Below are 15332 nucleotides of genomic sequence, written 5' to 3' on the forward strand. Positions count from 1 at the left end.
ATCCTCGGCCCAGAGGATTTGACGGGTTGGGGATGGCGGAGGAGGGGCAGGCCTTCAGGGGCGACCAACACCTCGATGCTTCGCGCCACTCCGGGCTGACGGCGGATCAAGCCGGCCCGTTCCAAGGTTAGGATCATCTGGTGCACGGACGGCGGCGTGACCTGGAAATGGCGCTGCATGTCGGTCTCAGCCGGGGGGCGGCCATGGACGCGCGTGTAGGCATCGATGAAGGCCAGGTACTGGCCCTGCCGGTCGGTGAAGCTTTTCTCGGACATCCGCCACACGCTCGATTCATCGGCTGATTCAGCTGGGCCTCTCACGCGGGAGGCCGAGATGAACATATGCTACCGGATTGAGCTGAGCGAGGCCGAGCGCACCCAGCTTCAGACGATGCTCAGCGGCGGCAAGCAGGCGGCCCGAAAGCTCAAGCGAGCGCAGATCCTGTTGGCGGCCGATGCCGGGGTGTCAGACGAGACGATTGCCGAGAGCATCGCGGTGGGCGGCTCGACCGTGTACCGGACCAAGCGCCGCTTCGTGGAGGGCAACCTGGAGCGGGCCCTCAGCGAGGAACCCCGTCCCGGCGCCGCCCGCAAGCTCTCAGGCCCGGAGGAGGCGCTGCTGGTGGCCACCGCCTGCGCAAAGCCGCCGGCGGGCCGGGCCCGCTGGACGCTGGAGCTCCTGGCCGGCGAGATCGTACGGCTCACCCAACACAACAGCCTGTCGCGCGAGACAGTGCGCCGGCGTCTGGCTGAAAATGCCCTCAAGCCGTGGCAGCAGAAGATGTGGTGCGTGCCAAAGATTGATGGCGAATACGTCGCCCGCATGGAGGATGTGCTTGATCTCTACGCCGCGCCGTCCGATCCGCAGCACCCGGTGGTGTGCTTCGATGAAAGCCCCGTCCAACTCATTGGTGAGACGCGCCCGCCGCTCCCGGCCGCACCGGGGCAGATTGAGTGCATCGACTACGAGTACCGCCGCTGTGGCACGGTGAACCTGTTCGTGATGGTGGATGCGCACCGGCCCTGGCGCCGGGTCAAGGTTAGTGAGCAGCGCACGGCATGCGACTTCGCCCGGTGCATGCGCGAGCTTGTGGATGTCGACTTTCCGCAGGCCGAGCGGATCCGGGTCGTGATGGACAACTTGTCGACGCACACGCCCGGCGCGCTCTACGAGGCTTTCCCGGCCGCGGAAGCGCATCGCCTCCTGGGGCGGCTGGAGTACCACTTTACTCCCAAGCACGCGAGTTGGTTGAACATGGTCGAAATCGAGATCGGGGTGCTCAAGGGCCAGTGCCTGGACCGGCGGATCGCCACGCGCGAGGGGCTCGAGCGGGAAATCGCTGCCTGGGAGCGCGAGCGCAACGCCGCCGGGGTCCGGGTCAGGTGGATGTTCACCACCGAAAACGCCCGGGTCAAAATGGGCCGCGCCTATCCCAAAACCGCCTCGCCCGAGCCACTCGCCAAAGGGTCATAATCACTGCGTAGAGGATCTAGCGTTGACACCGCCTCAATCCTACAAAGTAACGTTTCATCTCTCAATGGCGGAAACTCTAGCCATAGAAGTCTGAAGCGGCTGAAGAGTACAGGCGGGCATGAGCGACGACCTTCCCCATTATCACGGCCATCGCGACCGGTTGCGCGCCCGCTTCATGGAGGTGGGCGGCGATGCCGTGCCGGATTACGAGCTTTTGGAACTCGTCCTCTTCCGCTCGATCCCGCGCCGGGACGTGAAGCCCATCGCCAAGGAGTTGCTCAAGCGCTTCGGCTCCTTCGCCGAGGTGCTGGCCGCCACACCGGCCCGGCTCATGGAGGTGGACGGGATCGGCGAGAGCGTGGTGACGGACCTGAAGATCGTCGAGGCTTCCGCCCGGCGGCTCGCAAAGGGCGAGGTGGCCAAGCGCCCCGTCCTGTCCTCCTGGACCTCCGTCATCGATTATTGCCGCACCGCCATGGCCTTCATGGACAAGGAGCAGTTCCGCCTGCTCTTCCTCGACAAGCGCAACGCGCTCATCGCCGACGAGGTGCAGCAATCGGGCACCGTCGACCACACGCCGGTCTATCCGCGCGAGGTGGTCAAGCGGGCCCTCGAACTCTCGGCGTCAGCCCTGATCCTGGTGCACAACCACCCCTCGGGCGATCCCACGCCGTCCTCCGCCGACGCCAAGATGACCCGCGAGATCATGGAGGTGGCAAAGCCCTTAGGGATCACCGTCCATGACCACATCATCGTGGGCCGCGAGGGTCATGCGAGCCTCAAGGGCCTGCGCCTGATCTGAGCTTGACCACAGAACCAACCCCTCCCGTCGGCGTTACACCACCACGAGTAACGTTCATGGGAGTTGATGATGAAACTGCTGCTGACCGCCGGCCTGCTCGGCTCCACCCTCCTGGCTTCGGCCGCCATGGCCCAGTCCACCCCCGCACAGCCCTCCTCCGGCGCCACGGCTCCGGCCGGCGTGAATTTCATCACCCGCCTCGAGGCCGGCCAGATGCTCGCCTCCAAGATCATGGATGAGGATGTGGTTGGTGCCGACAACAAGGATATCGGCGATGTCGAGGATCTGGTGCTCGACCGCAGCGGCAAGGTCGTCGCCGTCGTTGTCGAGGTGGATGCGGGCCTCGGCGACCGCACCGTGGCCCTGCCCATGAGCGCCATCCAGATGAACGCCCCGGACGCGGCAACCACGGGCTCCGTTCAGACGACCGGTTCGACCACGAGCCGCAGCAGCGACGACATGCGGATCGTCGTGAACATGTCGGTCGACCAGCTCAAGTCGGCTCCGGAATTCGAGGAAGACGACGACTAAGGCATCACGATCCTGCGGCCGCCTGTGGTGGCCGCAGGCCTCAGATCAGGGTGTCGATCCCGGTGAAGATCGCGTAGACGAAGCCCAGGCTCAGGGTCAGGCCGAAGGAGCCGACCAGGAGCCCTCCCACCACGACGAAGCCGTCCCGTTCCACCAGGCCCAGGCCGACGAGGCACACGGCGAGGCCCAACGGGATCTGCCCCACGAACGGGGGCGCGAACAGAAGCCCCAGCGACAGAACCAGAATGACCGCGCCCATGAGGCGCATGGCGAGCGGCGTGTCCAGGAAGATCATGCGAGGCCGCGAAATCCGCTCGAGCCGGCGAAACACCGGAATCGCGCGTCCGACGGCCCGCTCCACATCCGTGCGGGCCATGGAGCGGTTCATGAGCTGGCGCGGAAGCCAGGGAGCCTCGCGTCCGAAAACGATCTGAACGGCGACAAGCGCCAGCAGCAGTCCGCAGACCAGGGGAATCGGCGGCGGCATGGGAAGGCAATTGGGCAGGCCCAACAGGACGATCAGGAGCGCAAAGGCCCGGTCCTGGAGCACGGCCATGATCTCGCGCACGGTGAGGCGCTCGCCCGGCTGGGACGCGAGGGCGAGCAGGATCTGGGAAGTGCGCGCGTTGGAAAACAAGGAGCCCTGACAGGTTCGGGGATGCTCAGGGCGCCTCTCTACCTGACTTAACGTCCGGGGCCAAGGCGTATCAATGAATGTTGATCTCCCCCTCAATCGCCCGGAACTCGGCGGGACGGATCAGCTGCGCATGGGTGACCGTGACCGAGTGCAGGGGCCCGGCAAGCTCCCGCTTCCAGAAGTCGAGAAAATCGATGAGAACGGGAAAGCGGGGCGCCAGATCGTATTCCTGCCAGACGTAGGTCTGAAGGAAGGACGGGTGATCCGGCATGCGGTACAGGATCTTGGCGGTCGTCAGCCCGTAGCCTTCCATCTGGCGGATGAAATCCTTCGATACCATGCGAACTCCTTCTCAAGCCCGAACGAGCCTTGTCGACAGGAATCCACCCGGAAAGCGCAGGCGGTCTCCTGCCCTATGCTCAAGGCTAAATCTTGAGTGTGTTTTCAGGTTCCCGCAAGCGTGTCGTCAGGCGACAACCGAAGGCCTGAGCAAGGGGAAAACCCGTGTCCACAGAGAGCGCGATGCGCAAACGGGCTTGCACATCCACGCGATCTTGCGTTGAGTGCTCGGGCGGGAGCCTGGACGGAAGCATCGGGGAAGGAGATCACCGGGAATGCGCTTCGCCTTCGCGGGAATCGATTTTCTGGGAGATGTTTTCGAGACGTTCCTCGCCCGGGGCTGGGAGCCCGTCAAGCTGTTCAGCCGCCCCTGCGACAGCATCTACGACTTCAACGACGTGACCCTGTCCCGCGCCCGCTCGCTGCGCCTGCCGGTGCAGATGTCGCGCATCCTCCCGGCCGACCTCGCGGGCCTGAAGGCCATGGGCTGCGAAGCCCTGGTGGTCGCGGGCTATCCATGGCTGATCACCGGTTGGGAGCGGCATATCCCCTATGCGTTCAACTTCCACCCCTCACCCCTGCCCTTGGGCCGAGGGCCTTACCCACTCTTCCAGGCCGTTCTCGACGGCCTGGAAGAGTGGGGCATGACGGCTCACGCGCTGGAGCCTGCCTTCGACACCGGGGCCATCGTGGCCCAGAAGCGTTTTTCCTTGAGCGGCGCGGAATCTCACGACACTCTGCTGTCCAAGTGCCAGATGGCCGCAAAGGAACTCGCGGCGGAGATCGCCTCAGACCTGCCCCGTCTCTGGGCCGAGGCAAGGCCGCAGGGGCCGGGCACCTACTGGCCCAGGGTGACGCAGGCGCAGAGAACCGTCTCCTGGAACGGCGGCGTGCAGGATGCGCTGCGCACCATCCGGGCCTTCGGATCCATCGAGGCCTTCGCCCAGGTCGATTCCCGCTATGTCTATGTGTGGGAGGCGTCGGGCTGGGAGGAGCCGCACCGCTACAGGCCCGGCACCCTCGTCCATCGCCACTGCAAGCACATGGTAGTGGCCGCCCGCGACGGGTTCGTGCAGATCAGCGGATGGAGCCCCTACGCGCCGGGGCCTGCGAGACAGGGATAGGCGGACAACGCTCTAGCACAACGTGCGGACCCAGATGGTCCGCACGATGCGCCTTCCAAGAACTGAGCATCGGAATGATCCCAAAAGTGCAAATCCACTTTCGGGTCCGAGGCTTTAGCGCCGGCGCCTGATCATCTTCCAGGCCTGACGAAGGACGAAGAGATTGCGAAGGAGCTTGAACATCGGATCACCTTTGAAAAACCACGTGCTGGTCAAAGGTCTTTCCGGTGTATGGTTCCAATCCGGTCACAGGCTCAGCGTCGTATAGCGAACGCGCTATGCCAGCGGAGCATCCACGGTGCACAGGACCCCTTCAGGGTGGAACGTGATCTGGACGTCGCCGTTGAGCTCGCGTGCGAGGCTGCGTTCGATCAGCCGGGAGCCGAAGCCCTGCCGTGTCGGCGGCTCGACCGGCGGGCCGCCGCTCTCCTGCCAGCGCAGGCGCAAACGCCCTCCAGGCTGGGTCTCTGCGATGTCCCACACGACGTCGACCCTTCCCGTCTCGTTCGACAGGGAGCCATGCTTCACGGCATTCGTGGTCAGCTCCTGGAGAGCCATGGACAGGGCCAGGGCGATGCGGGGCGACAAGCGGACCTCAGGCCCTTCGATCGTCAGGCGATCCTCACTGAGGGACCTGTAGGGCGCCACCGCTTGAGCGACGACGTTCCTGAGCTCGGCCCCTTCCCAGTTCTCCGTCGTCAGAACGTCGTGAGCCCGCGCCAGAGCCATCAGGCGCCCCTCGAAAGCTTCCTTGGCCTCCTGCATGGTCGAGGCATTGCGCAGGGTCTGGGACGCGATCGACTGCACCGTGGCCAAGGTGTTCTTCACCCGGTGGTTCAGCTCGTTGATCAGGAGTGTGCGCTGCTCCTCGGCTCTCTTGCGGTCGGTGATGTCGCGCTGGATTCCCCAGAGCCGCTTCAGCCGGCAGTCTTCGATGACCGGGATGATGCTGTTGTCGAAATAACTGAAATTGCCGGCTGCATCCTGCTCGGCGGATTCCACGCCGCTGACGCTGTAGCCGGAATGAACAATTCCAGCGAGATAGGCTCTGGCCTCGGGGTCGGATGACGGCAGGGGGAAGTCCAAGGTTTTGCCGATTAGATCCTCGGCCCGCTCAAGCCCATACATGCGCGCCATGGCGTCGTTGCAGTCGACGAAGCGGCCGTTGCGGTAGGCCAGTTCGATCTGCTCCTCTACAGGCAACCGCGTATCGAGTGGAGGCACGAGCTCGAGGAGCCAGATGCCCTCGGAACTGTGGGCGATGAACGAGCGATAGCGCTCCTCGCTCTCGCGCAGCGCCGCCTCGGTATCCTTGGCGGCGGTGATATCCCACTGGGCACCGAGGGAGCGGATGAAGCGTCCCTCCTTATCCCGGATCAGCTTGGTGCGCGCCGTGATCCACCGCATCTCGCCGGTATCGGCGCGGATGATGCGGAAATCGTATTCGAGCTGGTGGCAGGCGGGATCGGTGACCGCTCTGCGTGTTTCGGACTCGATCCGTGGTCGATCCTCGGGATGCAGGAGACCGAACCATTGCTCATACGAGAAGCTGTCGGAACGATCATCCGGCAGCCCGTACAGCTCCAGGTACTCGGGTGAGGCAATGGCTTTGCCTGTCGTGCGGTCGAATTCGAAACTGCCGATCCGCGCCGCTTCCTTGACCTGCCTGAGCCGCTCCTCCATGGGAGCGCGGCTCGGCGCTTCGTTTCCGGTGCAATAAAAACCCGCAACCTTGCCTGCCTCATCCCGCACAGGCATCCAGGAGAATGTGAAGCCCCCGATGGGCCAACCCAGTCGCCCGCCCGATGCATCAGGACGCCCGGCGGCATCCTGCGCCTCGCCTGACAGAGCCGATTGGACGATTGTGCGTTGCCGGTCCCACATCTCAGGCCAAACCTCACGGAGGGGCCTGCCGAGGGCTGCCGGATGCTTTGGGCCGATCCTTGGCCCAAAGCTGTCGTTGTAGAGAAGAGCGAGATCGGCTCCCTAGAGGACGAAAACCGGTTGCGGGGAGCTGAGCATCAGATCGGCAACGGTGCGAAGGCACTGGGGCCATGACGGCAGAGGACCAAGCGAGGTCGCCGCCCAATCATGCGCCCGGAAACGCTGACACATCTCGCCCCCGCCCTGCAGCCAGGAAGCCGCTGGAACTCTGAGGTCGTCGGGTGTGGCAGGCGGGGGCGATTGCCCTTCCAGAAGGCCCTCGCTCATGGAGGGGCCATTCTACACGCCGACCTGCAGGATCTTTTGACCGCATCAGCATCGGATGTGTTCCAGTTGCTCAACATCCCTTGCTCGCGGCCCTGCAGATCATGATTGCAATGTGACAAAGGGACATAATCTCCAGCGGCGCGGGTTCAAGGGATGCCGAGAGATCTGCACGGGCTTTGGCTGACCTGTAAGGATGTCGGCTTCTGTACCGATCCGGAACCGCCAGGGGACTAACCTGCTCAGTGGCGAGAATTCCGCGGAACCAAGGTTCCGTAAGGGCATTACCTCACCACGAAGGCCACGTGCCCCCAGGTCTTCGAGACCCTCAAAGCCCTTCACGCTCCCCTCGTGAGGGGCTTTTTCCCAGGAAAATCCGACATTTTCTGCGGCTGCGGCGAACTACACACACCTCTTTGGGATTACCCCCATGGAGGCACTGTTCACCTACAGCCCTTCACAACTGAGGGCCGCTTGCTTCATCCCGGCAGGCAGGCCCTCTCTTTTGCCGAGAATTCCCCTGAAGCTGAAACCGTCTCGACCTGTCGATTGCGGCCATGAGGGCTCCCATGAGCCTTTGGGGGCCGGGAGGCCTCCTCATGTGTCGGCGACGGGTGACGAGGCCCTTCCCTTTGCACCCCGAGCCTCAGAGCTCGTGGTAGTGCCGGCCCTGATAGACGAGGGGTGGCCTCTGCTCGCCGAGCCTGATGCCGATGATCTCGCCGATGATCACGTGGTGGGTGGCGACCACCCGGGCGTCGCTGATCCGGCAATCGAACGAAGCCAGGCTCGTGGCCAGGACGGGTGAGCCCGTCTCCAGGGTTTCCCACTGGCCTCTGGTGAAACGGTCCGCCCCCTGCAGGCCGGCCCGGCCGGCGAAGATATCCGCCAGTTCTACATCCGCCGCCGCGAGGGTATTCACGCAGAAGACCCGGTTCGACAGCAGAGCCTGAGCCGACCGGGAGCCCGTGTTGACACAGACGAGGAGCGAAGCCGGACTGTCGGTCACGGGGGTCACGGCCGTGGCCGTGAAGCCTCCGCAGCCGGCGGAACCGTCAGTCGTGACCACATGGACGGCACCGGCGACCCGGCTCATCCCCTCCCGAAAGAGCAGGGCGTCCGAGCCGGAGGTGGAATGCGGAGAGGCTTGTGTCTTCAAGATCATGATCCAAGCAAGCCTCTTCCACTCTTTTGGGCTGAGCACAAGGCCGTTACAGCCATATGGTTCCTCCGCCCCGGCAAGGGAAGCGGCCGGCGTTCGGGCGCCGTGCCGCACATTCAGTCGGTCTCTGGCAACATTTCCATCATTTGGGGTGATAGGAATCTTAACAGTACGTTGTGGAATGAAAATCGTTTTGCTAGAGACACCCGCACCTTACGTCAGGCTTGGCGATGCACACGCATCGTGCTTTCCTGCATCGTTTCCCAAGAATGACCCCGTTCCAGAGGGGCAAGGGTAGGACATGGAAATCTTTGTGCAGCAGCTCATCAACGGGCTGACTCTAGGCTCGATCTACGGCCTCATCGCCATCGGCTACACGATGGTCTTCGGCATCATCGGCATGGTGAACTTCGCCCACGGCGACGTCTTCATGCTCTCCGCTTTCATTTCGCTGATCTTCTTCCTGATCCTGACCGCATGGCTCGGGATCTCGTCCGTGGTGTTGGCCCTGTTCTTCGTGCTGATCATCGCCATGGTCCTCACCTCCCTGTGGGGCTGGACCGTCGAGCGCATCGCCTACCGGCCCCTGCGCGGCTCGTTCCGCCTGGCGCCGCTGATCTCGGCCATCGGCGTCTCGATCTTCCTGTCCAACTTCGTTCAGGTGGCCCAGGGCGCGCGCAACAAGCCGACGCCCCCGATGGTCCAGGACGTGATCGTGCTGTTCCAGGGCGCCAGCGGCTACAATGTCGCCCTCTCCTACAAGCAGATCATCATCATGGCGGTCACGGCGGTGCTGCTGACGATCTTCTGGTACGTCGTCCAGAAGACATCGCTGGGCCGCGCCCAGCGCGCCTGCGAGCAGGACCGCAAGATGGCCGCTCTGCTGGGCATCAACGTGGACCGGACGATCTCGCTCACCTTCGTGATCGGCGCGGCCCTCGCCTCGGTCGCCGGCACCATGTACCTCCTGTATTACGGCGTCGTGAGCTTCAGCGACGGCTTCGTGCCGGGCGTGAAGGCCTTTACGGCGGCGGTCCTAGGCGGCATCGGCTCGCTCCCGGGGGCGGTTCTGGGCGGCCTCATCATCGGCCTGATCGAAACCTTCTGGTCGGCCTATTTCTCGATCGAGTACAAGGACGTGGCCGCGTTCTCGATCCTTGCCATCGTTCTCATCTTCATGCCCTCCGGCATTCTCGGGCGGCCTGAGGTCGAGAAGGTTTAAGGAGCTTAAACGCTATGAACGCTCCTTCCATCACCACAACGGCCAAGACCAACACCGTGTCGAGGCATTTCGACATGGCCGCGGCCTTCAAGGACGCTCTCAAGGCCGCCCTGATTACCTTGGGGTTGTCCATCCCGATCCTGGCCTACAAGACCGACCAGAGCGGCGCCGATCTCTTCCTCACGCCCCGCTGGGGCCTGGTGGCGATCGTCTGCGCCATCGTGTTCGGCCTGCGTCTGGTGCTGCACGCCTTCACGGCATCTCGGGCCTATGCCAGGGCGACCCCGACGTCCCGCCAGGCGACGGAACCCGTCCATGCGATGCCGAGCGCGTACCAGCATGTGTCCAGGTTCGCCATTCCGTTCTTCCTCGGGACAGCCGTGGCGTTTCCGGTCCTGATCTACCTGATCCAGGGTGGTCTCAACGAGTCGCGCTACTGGGTGGATCTGGGCATCCTGATCCTCACCTACGTGATGCTCGGCTGGGGCCTGAACATCGTGGTGGGCCTCGCGGGCCTGCTCGATCTGGGCTATGTCGCCTTCTATGCGGTCGGCGCCTATTCCTACGCCCTGCTCTCGACCACGTTCGGCCTGTCCTTCTGGATCTGCCTGCCGCTCGCCGGCATCCTGGCGGCCTTCTGGGGCATGATTCTTGGCTTCCCGGTGCTGCGCCTGCGCGGCGACTATCTCGCCATCGTCACGCTGGCCTTCGGCGAGATCATCCGCCTGGTGCTCATCAACTGGGTCGACCTGACCAACGGCGGCGCCGGCATCTCGTCGATCCCGCGCGCCACCTTCTTCGGCCTGCCCTTCACGGCCGGCGAAGGCGGGTTCGCAGCCACGTTCGGGCTCGAATTCAACGGCATGCATCGGATGATCTTCCTCTACTATCTCATCCTGGCGCTGGCTCTCCTGACCAACTTCGTCACCATGCGGCTGCGCAAGCTGCCCGTGGGACGCGCCTGGGAGGCCCTGCGCGAGGACGAGATCGCCTGCCGGTCGCTGGGCATCAACACCACGAACACCAAGCTGACGGCCTTTGCCATCGGGGCGATGTTCGGCGGCTTCGCAGGTTCGTTCTTCGCGGTTCGCCAGGGCTTCGTCTCTCCGGAAAGCTTCAACTTCCTCGAATCCGCGATCATCCTGGCCATCGTGGTCATGGGCGGCATGGGTTCGCAGATTGGCGTGGCCATTGCGGCCATCGTGCTCGTCGGGGGCCCCGAGGTCCTGCGCAATCTCACCTTCCTCCAGTCCGTCTTCGGCTCGGGCTTCGACCCGAACGAATACCGCCTGCTGCTCTTCGGAATGGGCATGGTGGCGATGATGGTCTGGCGTCCGCGCGGCCTGATCTCGGAACGTGAACCCTCAGTGATCTTGAAAGAGCGCAAGGCCATCTCCGGCTCGCTCGTGAAGGAAGGACACGGCTAATGCGCTGGCTGCAGGATCCCATCCTCGACGTACAGCATCTCACGATGCGCTTCGGCGGCCTCGTGGCCGTCAACGACCTCTCCTTCAAGGCCGGGCGCGGCGAAATCACCGCGCTCATCGGCCCGAACGGAGCCGGCAAGACCACGGTCTTCAACTGCATCACCGGCTTCTACAAGCCCACAGAGGGCATGATCGCCCTGCGCAAGCCGGACGGCTCGCACCTGCTCCTGGAGCGGCTGCCGGGGTACGACATCAACTGGAAGGGCAAGGTGGCCCGTACCTTCCAGAACATCCGCCTGTTCTCCGGCATGACCCTGCTCGAGAACCTGCTGGTGGCGCAGCACAACCCGCTGATGATCGCCTCCGGCTTCACTTTCATGGGCGTTCTCGGCATCGGCGGCTACCGCAAGGCCGAGAAGGAAGCCATCGAGAAGGCCAAGTTCTGGCTGGAGAAGACCCGCCTGATCCACCGGGCCGACGAACCGGCGGGCGACCTGCCCTACGGGGACCAGCGCCGCCTGGAGATCGCCCGCGCCATGTGCACCGACCCGCTCCTGCTCTGCCTGGACGAGCCGGCCGCCGGCCTCAACCCGCGCGAGTCCCTGGAGCTGAACCAGCTCCTGCTCTCGATCCGCGATGAGCAGGGCACCTCGATCCTTCTGATCGAGCACGACATGTCGGTGGTGATGGAAATCTCCGACCACGTGGTCGTGCTGGATTACGGCGTCAAGATCTCGGACGGCCTGCCCGTCGAGGTCAGGAACGATCCCAAGGTCATCGCCGCCTATCTCGGCGTGGCCGACGACGAGGTCGAGAAGGTCGAAGCGGAGATCGGCCTATGAGCACCGCTGGAGCAAACATCGCGATGCAGAATCCCCAGGCTTCCACGGCCCGCCAGCCGCTTCTCAGCGTGCGCGGCGTGAAGACCTATTACGGCAACATCATCGCCCTCAAGGGCGTGGACATGGATGTCAACGAGGGCGAGATCGTCACGCTGATCGGCGCCAACGGCGCCGGCAAGTCGACGCTGATGATGACCATCTTCGGCAACCCGCGGGCCCGGGAAGGCACGATCACCTATGCGGGGCGGGACATCACCAAGATGCCCACCCACGAGATCGCCCGCCTGTCGATCGCCCAGTCCCCGGAAGGGCGGCGCATCTTCCCGCGCATGACCGTGTTCGAGAACCTCCAGATGGGCGCCTCCATGAACGGGCTGGCCCATTTCGATCAGGATCTCGAGCGGGTCTGCACCCTGTTCCCGCGCCTGAAGGAGCGGCTGCAGCAGCGCGGCGGCACCCTTTCGGGCGGCGAGCAGCAGATGCTGGCCATCGCCCGCGCGCTCATGAGCCGCCCCAAGCTCCTCCTGCTGGATGAGCCTTCCCTGGGACTGGCCCCGCTGATCGTGAAGCAGATCTTCGAGATCATCAAGGAGCTCAACGAGAAGGACGGCATGACGGTCTTCCTCGTGGAGCAGAACGCCTACCACGCCCTCAAGCTGGCCCATCGCGGCTACGTGATGGTGACGGGCAACATCACCATGAGCGGCACCGGCAGGGAGCTGCTCGAAGATCCGCAGGTCAAAGCGGCCTATCTCGAAGGGGGGCACCACTGATGCAGGGCATCCTTTACGAAGAGCCGTCGTTCTGGCTCTTTCTTCTGATCACCGTGATCATGGGCGGCTGGGCGGCCTGGATGACCGGCCGGGCCATCGCGCTCACCTGGCGCCCCTTCTGGACCCTGATCCTCTACCTGTTCATCCTGGGTGCGGCGGTGCGCTTCATCCACTTCGCCCTGTTCGGCGGAACCCTGCTGTCGATCCACTACTATGCGATCGACACGATCGTCCTGCTGATTATCGGGGCCCTGGGCTTCCAGTACCGCCGCGCCCGCATGATGACCACGCAGTACCGCTGGCTCTACGAGCGGACCGGGCCGTTTTCCTGGCGGGAAAAGGCTTCTGCTACCAAGGGCTAAGCTAAAAAGATTCCCAGGTGACATCCGCTTAAAAACAAGCATGATGTTCCGCGGAAGGCGGGGGTAACCCCGCCAAACCGGCCCCACGAGGAAGAGGGGCCTATAAAACCACCCAGAGGAGTGACCTCATGAAGAAATTGCTGTTGACCGGCGTGGCGCTTGGTCTTGGCCTCGCCTTCTCCAGCGCTGCCAGCGCCCAGATCAAGATCGGCGTTGCTGGCCCCATCACCGGCCCGAACGCGGCCTTCGGCGCCCAGCTGAAGAACGGCGTCGAGCAGGCTGTCGAAGACATCAACGCAGCTGGCGGCATCAATGGCCAGAAGCTGCAGATCGTCGTCGGCGACGACGTCTCCGACCCCAAGCAGGGCGTGTCGGTGGCCAACAAGTTCGCCGCTGAAGGCGTGAAGATGGTCGTCGGCCACTTCAACTCTGGCGTGTCGATCCCTGCCTCGCAGGTCTACGAGGAAGCCGGCATCGTTCAGATCACCCCGGCCTCGACGAACCCGCAGTTCACCGAGCGCGGCATGTGGAACACCTTCCGCACCTGCGGTCGCGACGACCAGCAGGGCGCTGTCGCAGGCGGCTACCTCGCCGACAAGTTCAAGGGCAAGAAGGTTGCCGTCGTCCACGACAAGACCCCGTACGGAAAGGGCCTTGCCGACGAGACCCAGAAGGCCATGAACGCAAAGGGCCTGAAGGAAGTCGTCTATGAAGGCGTGAACCCGGGCGAGAAGGACTACTCCGCGCTCGTGTCGAAGCTGAAGCAGGCTGGCGTTGACGTCGTCTACTTCGGCGGCCTCCACACGGAAGCAGGCCTCATCATCCGCCAGATGCGCGACCAGGGCCTGAATGCCCCGCTCATGTCGGGTGACGGCATCGTGTCGGCCGAGTTCACCTCGATCGCCGGCCCGGGCGCCGAAGGCACCCTGATGACCTTCGCTCCCGATCCGCGCAAGAACCCGAACGCGAAGGACGTGGTGGCCAAGTTCAAGGCCAAGAACTACGAGCCGGAAGCCTACACCCTGTACTCCTACGCTGCGGCCCAGATCCTGGCCGAGGCTGCGAAGCAGGCTGGCGGCACCGACGGCAAGAAGATGTCCGACGCCATGAAGGCCGGTAAGCCCTTCAAGACCGTCATCGGCGACATCTCCTTCGACAAGAAGGGCGACATCACCCGTCCGGACTACATCATGTACGTCTGGAAGAAGGGCGCCGACGGCAAGATCGACTACACCGGCAACGAACTCGCCATGTAATCGACCGGCCAAAAGCCGAATTCAGGAACCCGCCCTGGCAACAGGGCGGGTTTTCTTATGAAGATCCTCGCCCGAGAGGTAGCCGATAGGAAGCTGGGGCTTTCCGATCTCCACGGATACGATTCAGCGTCATGGCCGGGCTCGTCCCGGCCACCTCGGTTGGAAAAGCGCAACGCCTTGCAAATCGAGATCACCGGCACAAGGCCGGCGATGACGCGGGAAGCGAATTTCCAACCGGTCTCTCAAGAAAGGTGACCATGCCCAGCCTCACCCTCTCCCTGCTCGCAGATTCTTACGCCGTCTGCCGCTTTCCAACTGGTACCCCGGTCACGCCGCCCGAGCCCGGAGCCTTCTCGCTCCTCGTGCAGGCCATCGAGGAGACGACTCTCGTCTGCCCGCTCCACCAGGCACCTCCGGGGGTGGAAACCGATGCAGGCTGGCGGTGCTTTCGGATCGTGCAGAGCTTCGACTTCGGCGTGCCGGGGATCCTCGCCTCCGTGCTCGACCCTTTGGCAGGAGCCGGCATCGGCATCTTCGCCACCTCGACCTTCAGCACCGATTACGTGCTGGTGAAGGAGCAGGATGTGGATCGCGCCATGGAAGCCCTGCGGGCGGCAGGGCACCGGGTCGGGGTCTGAGCTCAGGCCCGCTCGATCCGCGCCGCGAAGCACCCGCGTCGGGCAAAGTGGGCATCCACATGCGCAACCTCGGGGTTGGCGAGAAACCTCTCGATCAGGCTCACCACCTCCGCGCCCTCGCCTACCTCCGCATCGACGATGAAGGCATCGGCGTCATAGGCGCGTAGGGACAGCAGCCGGTCCTGCAGCATCGGCGGCAGCTCGCCTCGATAGCTCCCCGTCCTGGCGGAGCGGCTGACGAAGATCGGCCCGGCCGAGCGGTATGGCGAGCCAGGGTTCGTCTGGTGAGCATGGTTGAGCAGCAGAAGCTCCTCGCCCTCTTCGACCCGCTTCAGGGCAACCCGGCAGGGATACATGTCGGAGGCATCAGCGACGACCCGCTTGGCCCCGAGAGAATCCAGAGCGGCTTCATCGAGCTGGAACAACTTTGCGAAGGGTTCGGCATCGAGGCCGCGGATCTGAAACGTCATGGGTGATCTCCTGTAAGAGACCGCCAGCATGCCAAGGCCGCCGCGGGTCAACGACCCGATTCCTGC

17 protein-coding genes are annotated in these 15332 nt (G+C 64.0%); 11 read left to right on the forward strand and 6 right to left on the reverse strand.

Features of this window, described 5'->3' with window-relative positions; all coding sequences use genetic code 11:
* A partial coding sequence (locus MA07_RS11255) for a helix-turn-helix domain-containing protein (protein WP_052003083.1) occupies positions 1 to 275 on the reverse strand: 275 nt, incomplete at its 3' end.
* A gap of 58 nt (positions 276 to 333) precedes the next feature.
* Here MA07_RS11255 and MA07_RS11260 point away from each other — a divergent pair.
* From MA07_RS11260 to MA07_RS27780, 3 genes are all read left to right on the forward strand, one after another.
* Complete coding sequence (locus MA07_RS11260; protein WP_036345333.1) at positions 334 to 1473, forward strand: IS630 family transposase; 1140 nt, start codon at positions 334 to 336, stop codon at positions 1471 to 1473.
* Between the two features lie 118 nt (positions 1474 to 1591).
* Positions 1592 to 2275 (forward strand): DNA repair protein RadC, encoded by a 684-nt coding sequence (gene radC / locus MA07_RS11265; RefSeq protein WP_036350600.1) that lies wholly within the window; start codon positions 1592 to 1594, stop codon positions 2273 to 2275.
* 69 nt (positions 2276 to 2344) lie between these two features.
* Positions 2345 to 2806 (forward strand): PRC-barrel domain-containing protein, encoded by a 462-nt coding sequence (locus MA07_RS27780; RefSeq protein WP_160195431.1) that lies wholly within the window; start codon positions 2345 to 2347, stop codon positions 2804 to 2806.
* A gap of 40 nt (positions 2807 to 2846) precedes the next feature.
* Here MA07_RS27780 and MA07_RS11275 read toward each other — a convergent pair whose 3' ends face one another.
* Together MA07_RS11275 and MA07_RS11280 are read right to left on the reverse strand one after the other, a co-directional pair.
* Positions 2847 to 3443: an exopolysaccharide biosynthesis protein gene (locus tag MA07_RS11275; protein WP_052003085.1), complete on the reverse strand. Its 597-nt coding sequence runs from the start codon at positions 3441 to 3443 to the stop codon at positions 2847 to 2849.
* Between the two features lie 70 nt (positions 3444 to 3513).
* Positions 3514 to 3783, reverse strand: coding sequence for an usg protein (locus MA07_RS11280; RefSeq protein ID WP_036350601.1), 270 nt, complete (start codon positions 3781 to 3783; stop codon positions 3514 to 3516).
* Between the two features lie 274 nt (positions 3784 to 4057).
* Between MA07_RS11280 and MA07_RS11285 the strand changes: the two genes are divergently transcribed.
* Complete coding sequence (locus tag MA07_RS11285; protein WP_036350603.1) at positions 4058 to 4906, forward strand: formyltransferase family protein; 849 nt, start codon at positions 4058 to 4060, stop codon at positions 4904 to 4906.
* A 276-nt stretch (positions 4907 to 5182) separates the two neighbouring features.
* Here the strand turns inward: MA07_RS11285 and MA07_RS27785 are convergent, their stop codons facing one another.
* Positions 5183 to 6790, reverse strand: a complete 1608-nt coding sequence (locus tag MA07_RS27785) for an HWE histidine kinase domain-containing protein (RefSeq protein WP_052003086.1) — start codon at positions 6788 to 6790, stop codon at positions 5183 to 5185.
* A 970-nt stretch (positions 6791 to 7760) separates the two neighbouring features.
* Positions 7761 to 8279 carry a flavin reductase gene (locus MA07_RS11295; RefSeq protein ID WP_036350605.1) on the reverse strand — a complete coding sequence of 173 codons (519 nt, stop codon included), beginning with the start codon at positions 8277 to 8279 and terminating at the stop codon, positions 7761 to 7763.
* 298 nt (positions 8280 to 8577) lie between these two features.
* Here MA07_RS11295 and MA07_RS11300 point away from each other — a divergent pair, with 298 nt between their 5' ends.
* The 7 genes from MA07_RS11300 (at position 8578) to MA07_RS11335 (ending at position 14796) form a co-directional block, all read left to right on the forward strand.
* Positions 8578 to 9498, forward strand: coding sequence for a branched-chain amino acid ABC transporter permease (locus MA07_RS11300; protein WP_036350607.1), 921 nt, complete (start codon positions 8578 to 8580; stop codon positions 9496 to 9498).
* Between the two features lie 14 nt (positions 9499 to 9512).
* Complete coding sequence (gene livM, locus MA07_RS11305; protein WP_052003087.1) at positions 9513 to 10925, forward strand: high-affinity branched-chain amino acid ABC transporter permease LivM; 1413 nt, start codon at positions 9513 to 9515, stop codon at positions 10923 to 10925.
* Positions 10925 to 11767 (forward strand): ABC transporter ATP-binding protein, encoded by an 843-nt coding sequence (locus MA07_RS11310; protein ID WP_036350609.1) that lies wholly within the window; start codon positions 10925 to 10927, stop codon positions 11765 to 11767. Before livM ends, MA07_RS11310 begins: the two co-directional genes overlap by 1 nt.
* A complete protein-coding gene (locus tag MA07_RS11315; protein ID WP_052003088.1) occupies positions 11764 to 12540 on the forward strand; it encodes an ABC transporter ATP-binding protein in 777 nt (258 codons plus the stop codon). Before MA07_RS11310 ends, MA07_RS11315 begins: the two co-directional genes overlap by 4 nt.
* Complete coding sequence (locus MA07_RS11320; RefSeq protein WP_036350611.1) at positions 12540 to 12902, forward strand: DUF6867 family protein; 363 nt, start codon at positions 12540 to 12542, stop codon at positions 12900 to 12902. The genes MA07_RS11315 and MA07_RS11320 overlap by 1 nt, the downstream gene beginning before the upstream one ends.
* A 128-nt stretch (positions 12903 to 13030) precedes the next feature.
* Positions 13031 to 14158 carry a branched-chain amino acid ABC transporter substrate-binding protein gene (locus tag MA07_RS11325; RefSeq protein WP_036350612.1) on the forward strand — a complete coding sequence of 376 codons (1128 nt, stop codon included), beginning with the start codon at positions 13031 to 13033 and terminating at the stop codon, positions 14156 to 14158.
* 257 nt (positions 14159 to 14415) lie between these two features.
* Positions 14416 to 14796, forward strand: coding sequence for an ACT domain-containing protein (locus MA07_RS11335; protein ID WP_036350616.1), 381 nt, complete (start codon positions 14416 to 14418; stop codon positions 14794 to 14796).
* Positions 14797 to 14798: 2 nt separating this feature from the next.
* Here the strand turns inward: MA07_RS11335 and MA07_RS11340 are convergent, their stop codons facing one another.
* Positions 14799 to 15266, reverse strand: a complete 468-nt coding sequence (locus MA07_RS11340) for a DUF1203 domain-containing protein (protein ID WP_036350619.1) — start codon at positions 15264 to 15266, stop codon at positions 14799 to 14801.
* Between the last annotated feature and the right edge of the window lie 66 nt (positions 15267 to 15332).

It is taken from the genome of Microvirga sp. BSC39 (assembly GCF_000739015.1).
In the GTDB taxonomy this organism is placed as follows: domain Bacteria; phylum Pseudomonadota; class Alphaproteobacteria; order Rhizobiales; family Beijerinckiaceae; genus Microvirga.

Coding starts and splice junctions, on each gene's coding strand:
- MA07_RS11260 (WP_036345333.1), top strand. CDS start 334: ATGAACATATGCTACCGGATTGAGCTGAGCGAGGCCGAGCGCACCCAG.
- radC (WP_036350600.1), top strand. CDS start 1,592: ATGAGCGACGACCTTCCCCATTATCACGGCCATCGCGACCGGTTGCGC.
- MA07_RS27780 (WP_160195431.1), top strand. CDS start 2,345: ATGAAACTGCTGCTGACCGCCGGCCTGCTCGGCTCCACCCTCCTGGCT.
- MA07_RS11280 (WP_036350601.1), bottom strand. CDS start 3,783: ATGGTATCGAAGGATTTCATCCGCCAGATGGAAGGCTACGGGCTGACG.
- MA07_RS11285 (WP_036350603.1), top strand. CDS start 4,058: ATGCGCTTCGCCTTCGCGGGAATCGATTTTCTGGGAGATGTTTTCGAG.
- MA07_RS27785 (WP_052003086.1), bottom strand. CDS start 6,790: ATGTGGGACCGGCAACGCACAATCGTCCAATCGGCTCTGTCAGGCGAG.
- MA07_RS11295 (WP_036350605.1), bottom strand. CDS start 8,279: ATGATCTTGAAGACACAAGCCTCTCCGCATTCCACCTCCGGCTCGGAC.
- MA07_RS11300 (WP_036350607.1), top strand. CDS start 8,578: ATGGAAATCTTTGTGCAGCAGCTCATCAACGGGCTGACTCTAGGCTCG.
- livM (WP_052003087.1), top strand. CDS start 9,513: ATGAACGCTCCTTCCATCACCACAACGGCCAAGACCAACACCGTGTCG.
- MA07_RS11310 (WP_036350609.1), top strand. CDS start 10,925: ATGCGCTGGCTGCAGGATCCCATCCTCGACGTACAGCATCTCACGATG.
- MA07_RS11315 (WP_052003088.1), top strand. CDS start 11,764: ATGAGCACCGCTGGAGCAAACATCGCGATGCAGAATCCCCAGGCTTCC.
- MA07_RS11320 (WP_036350611.1), top strand. CDS start 12,540: ATGCAGGGCATCCTTTACGAAGAGCCGTCGTTCTGGCTCTTTCTTCTG.
- MA07_RS11325 (WP_036350612.1), top strand. CDS start 13,031: ATGAAGAAATTGCTGTTGACCGGCGTGGCGCTTGGTCTTGGCCTCGCC.
- MA07_RS11335 (WP_036350616.1), top strand. CDS start 14,416: ATGCCCAGCCTCACCCTCTCCCTGCTCGCAGATTCTTACGCCGTCTGC.
- MA07_RS11340 (WP_036350619.1), bottom strand. CDS start 15,266: ATGACGTTTCAGATCCGCGGCCTCGATGCCGAACCCTTCGCAAAGTTG.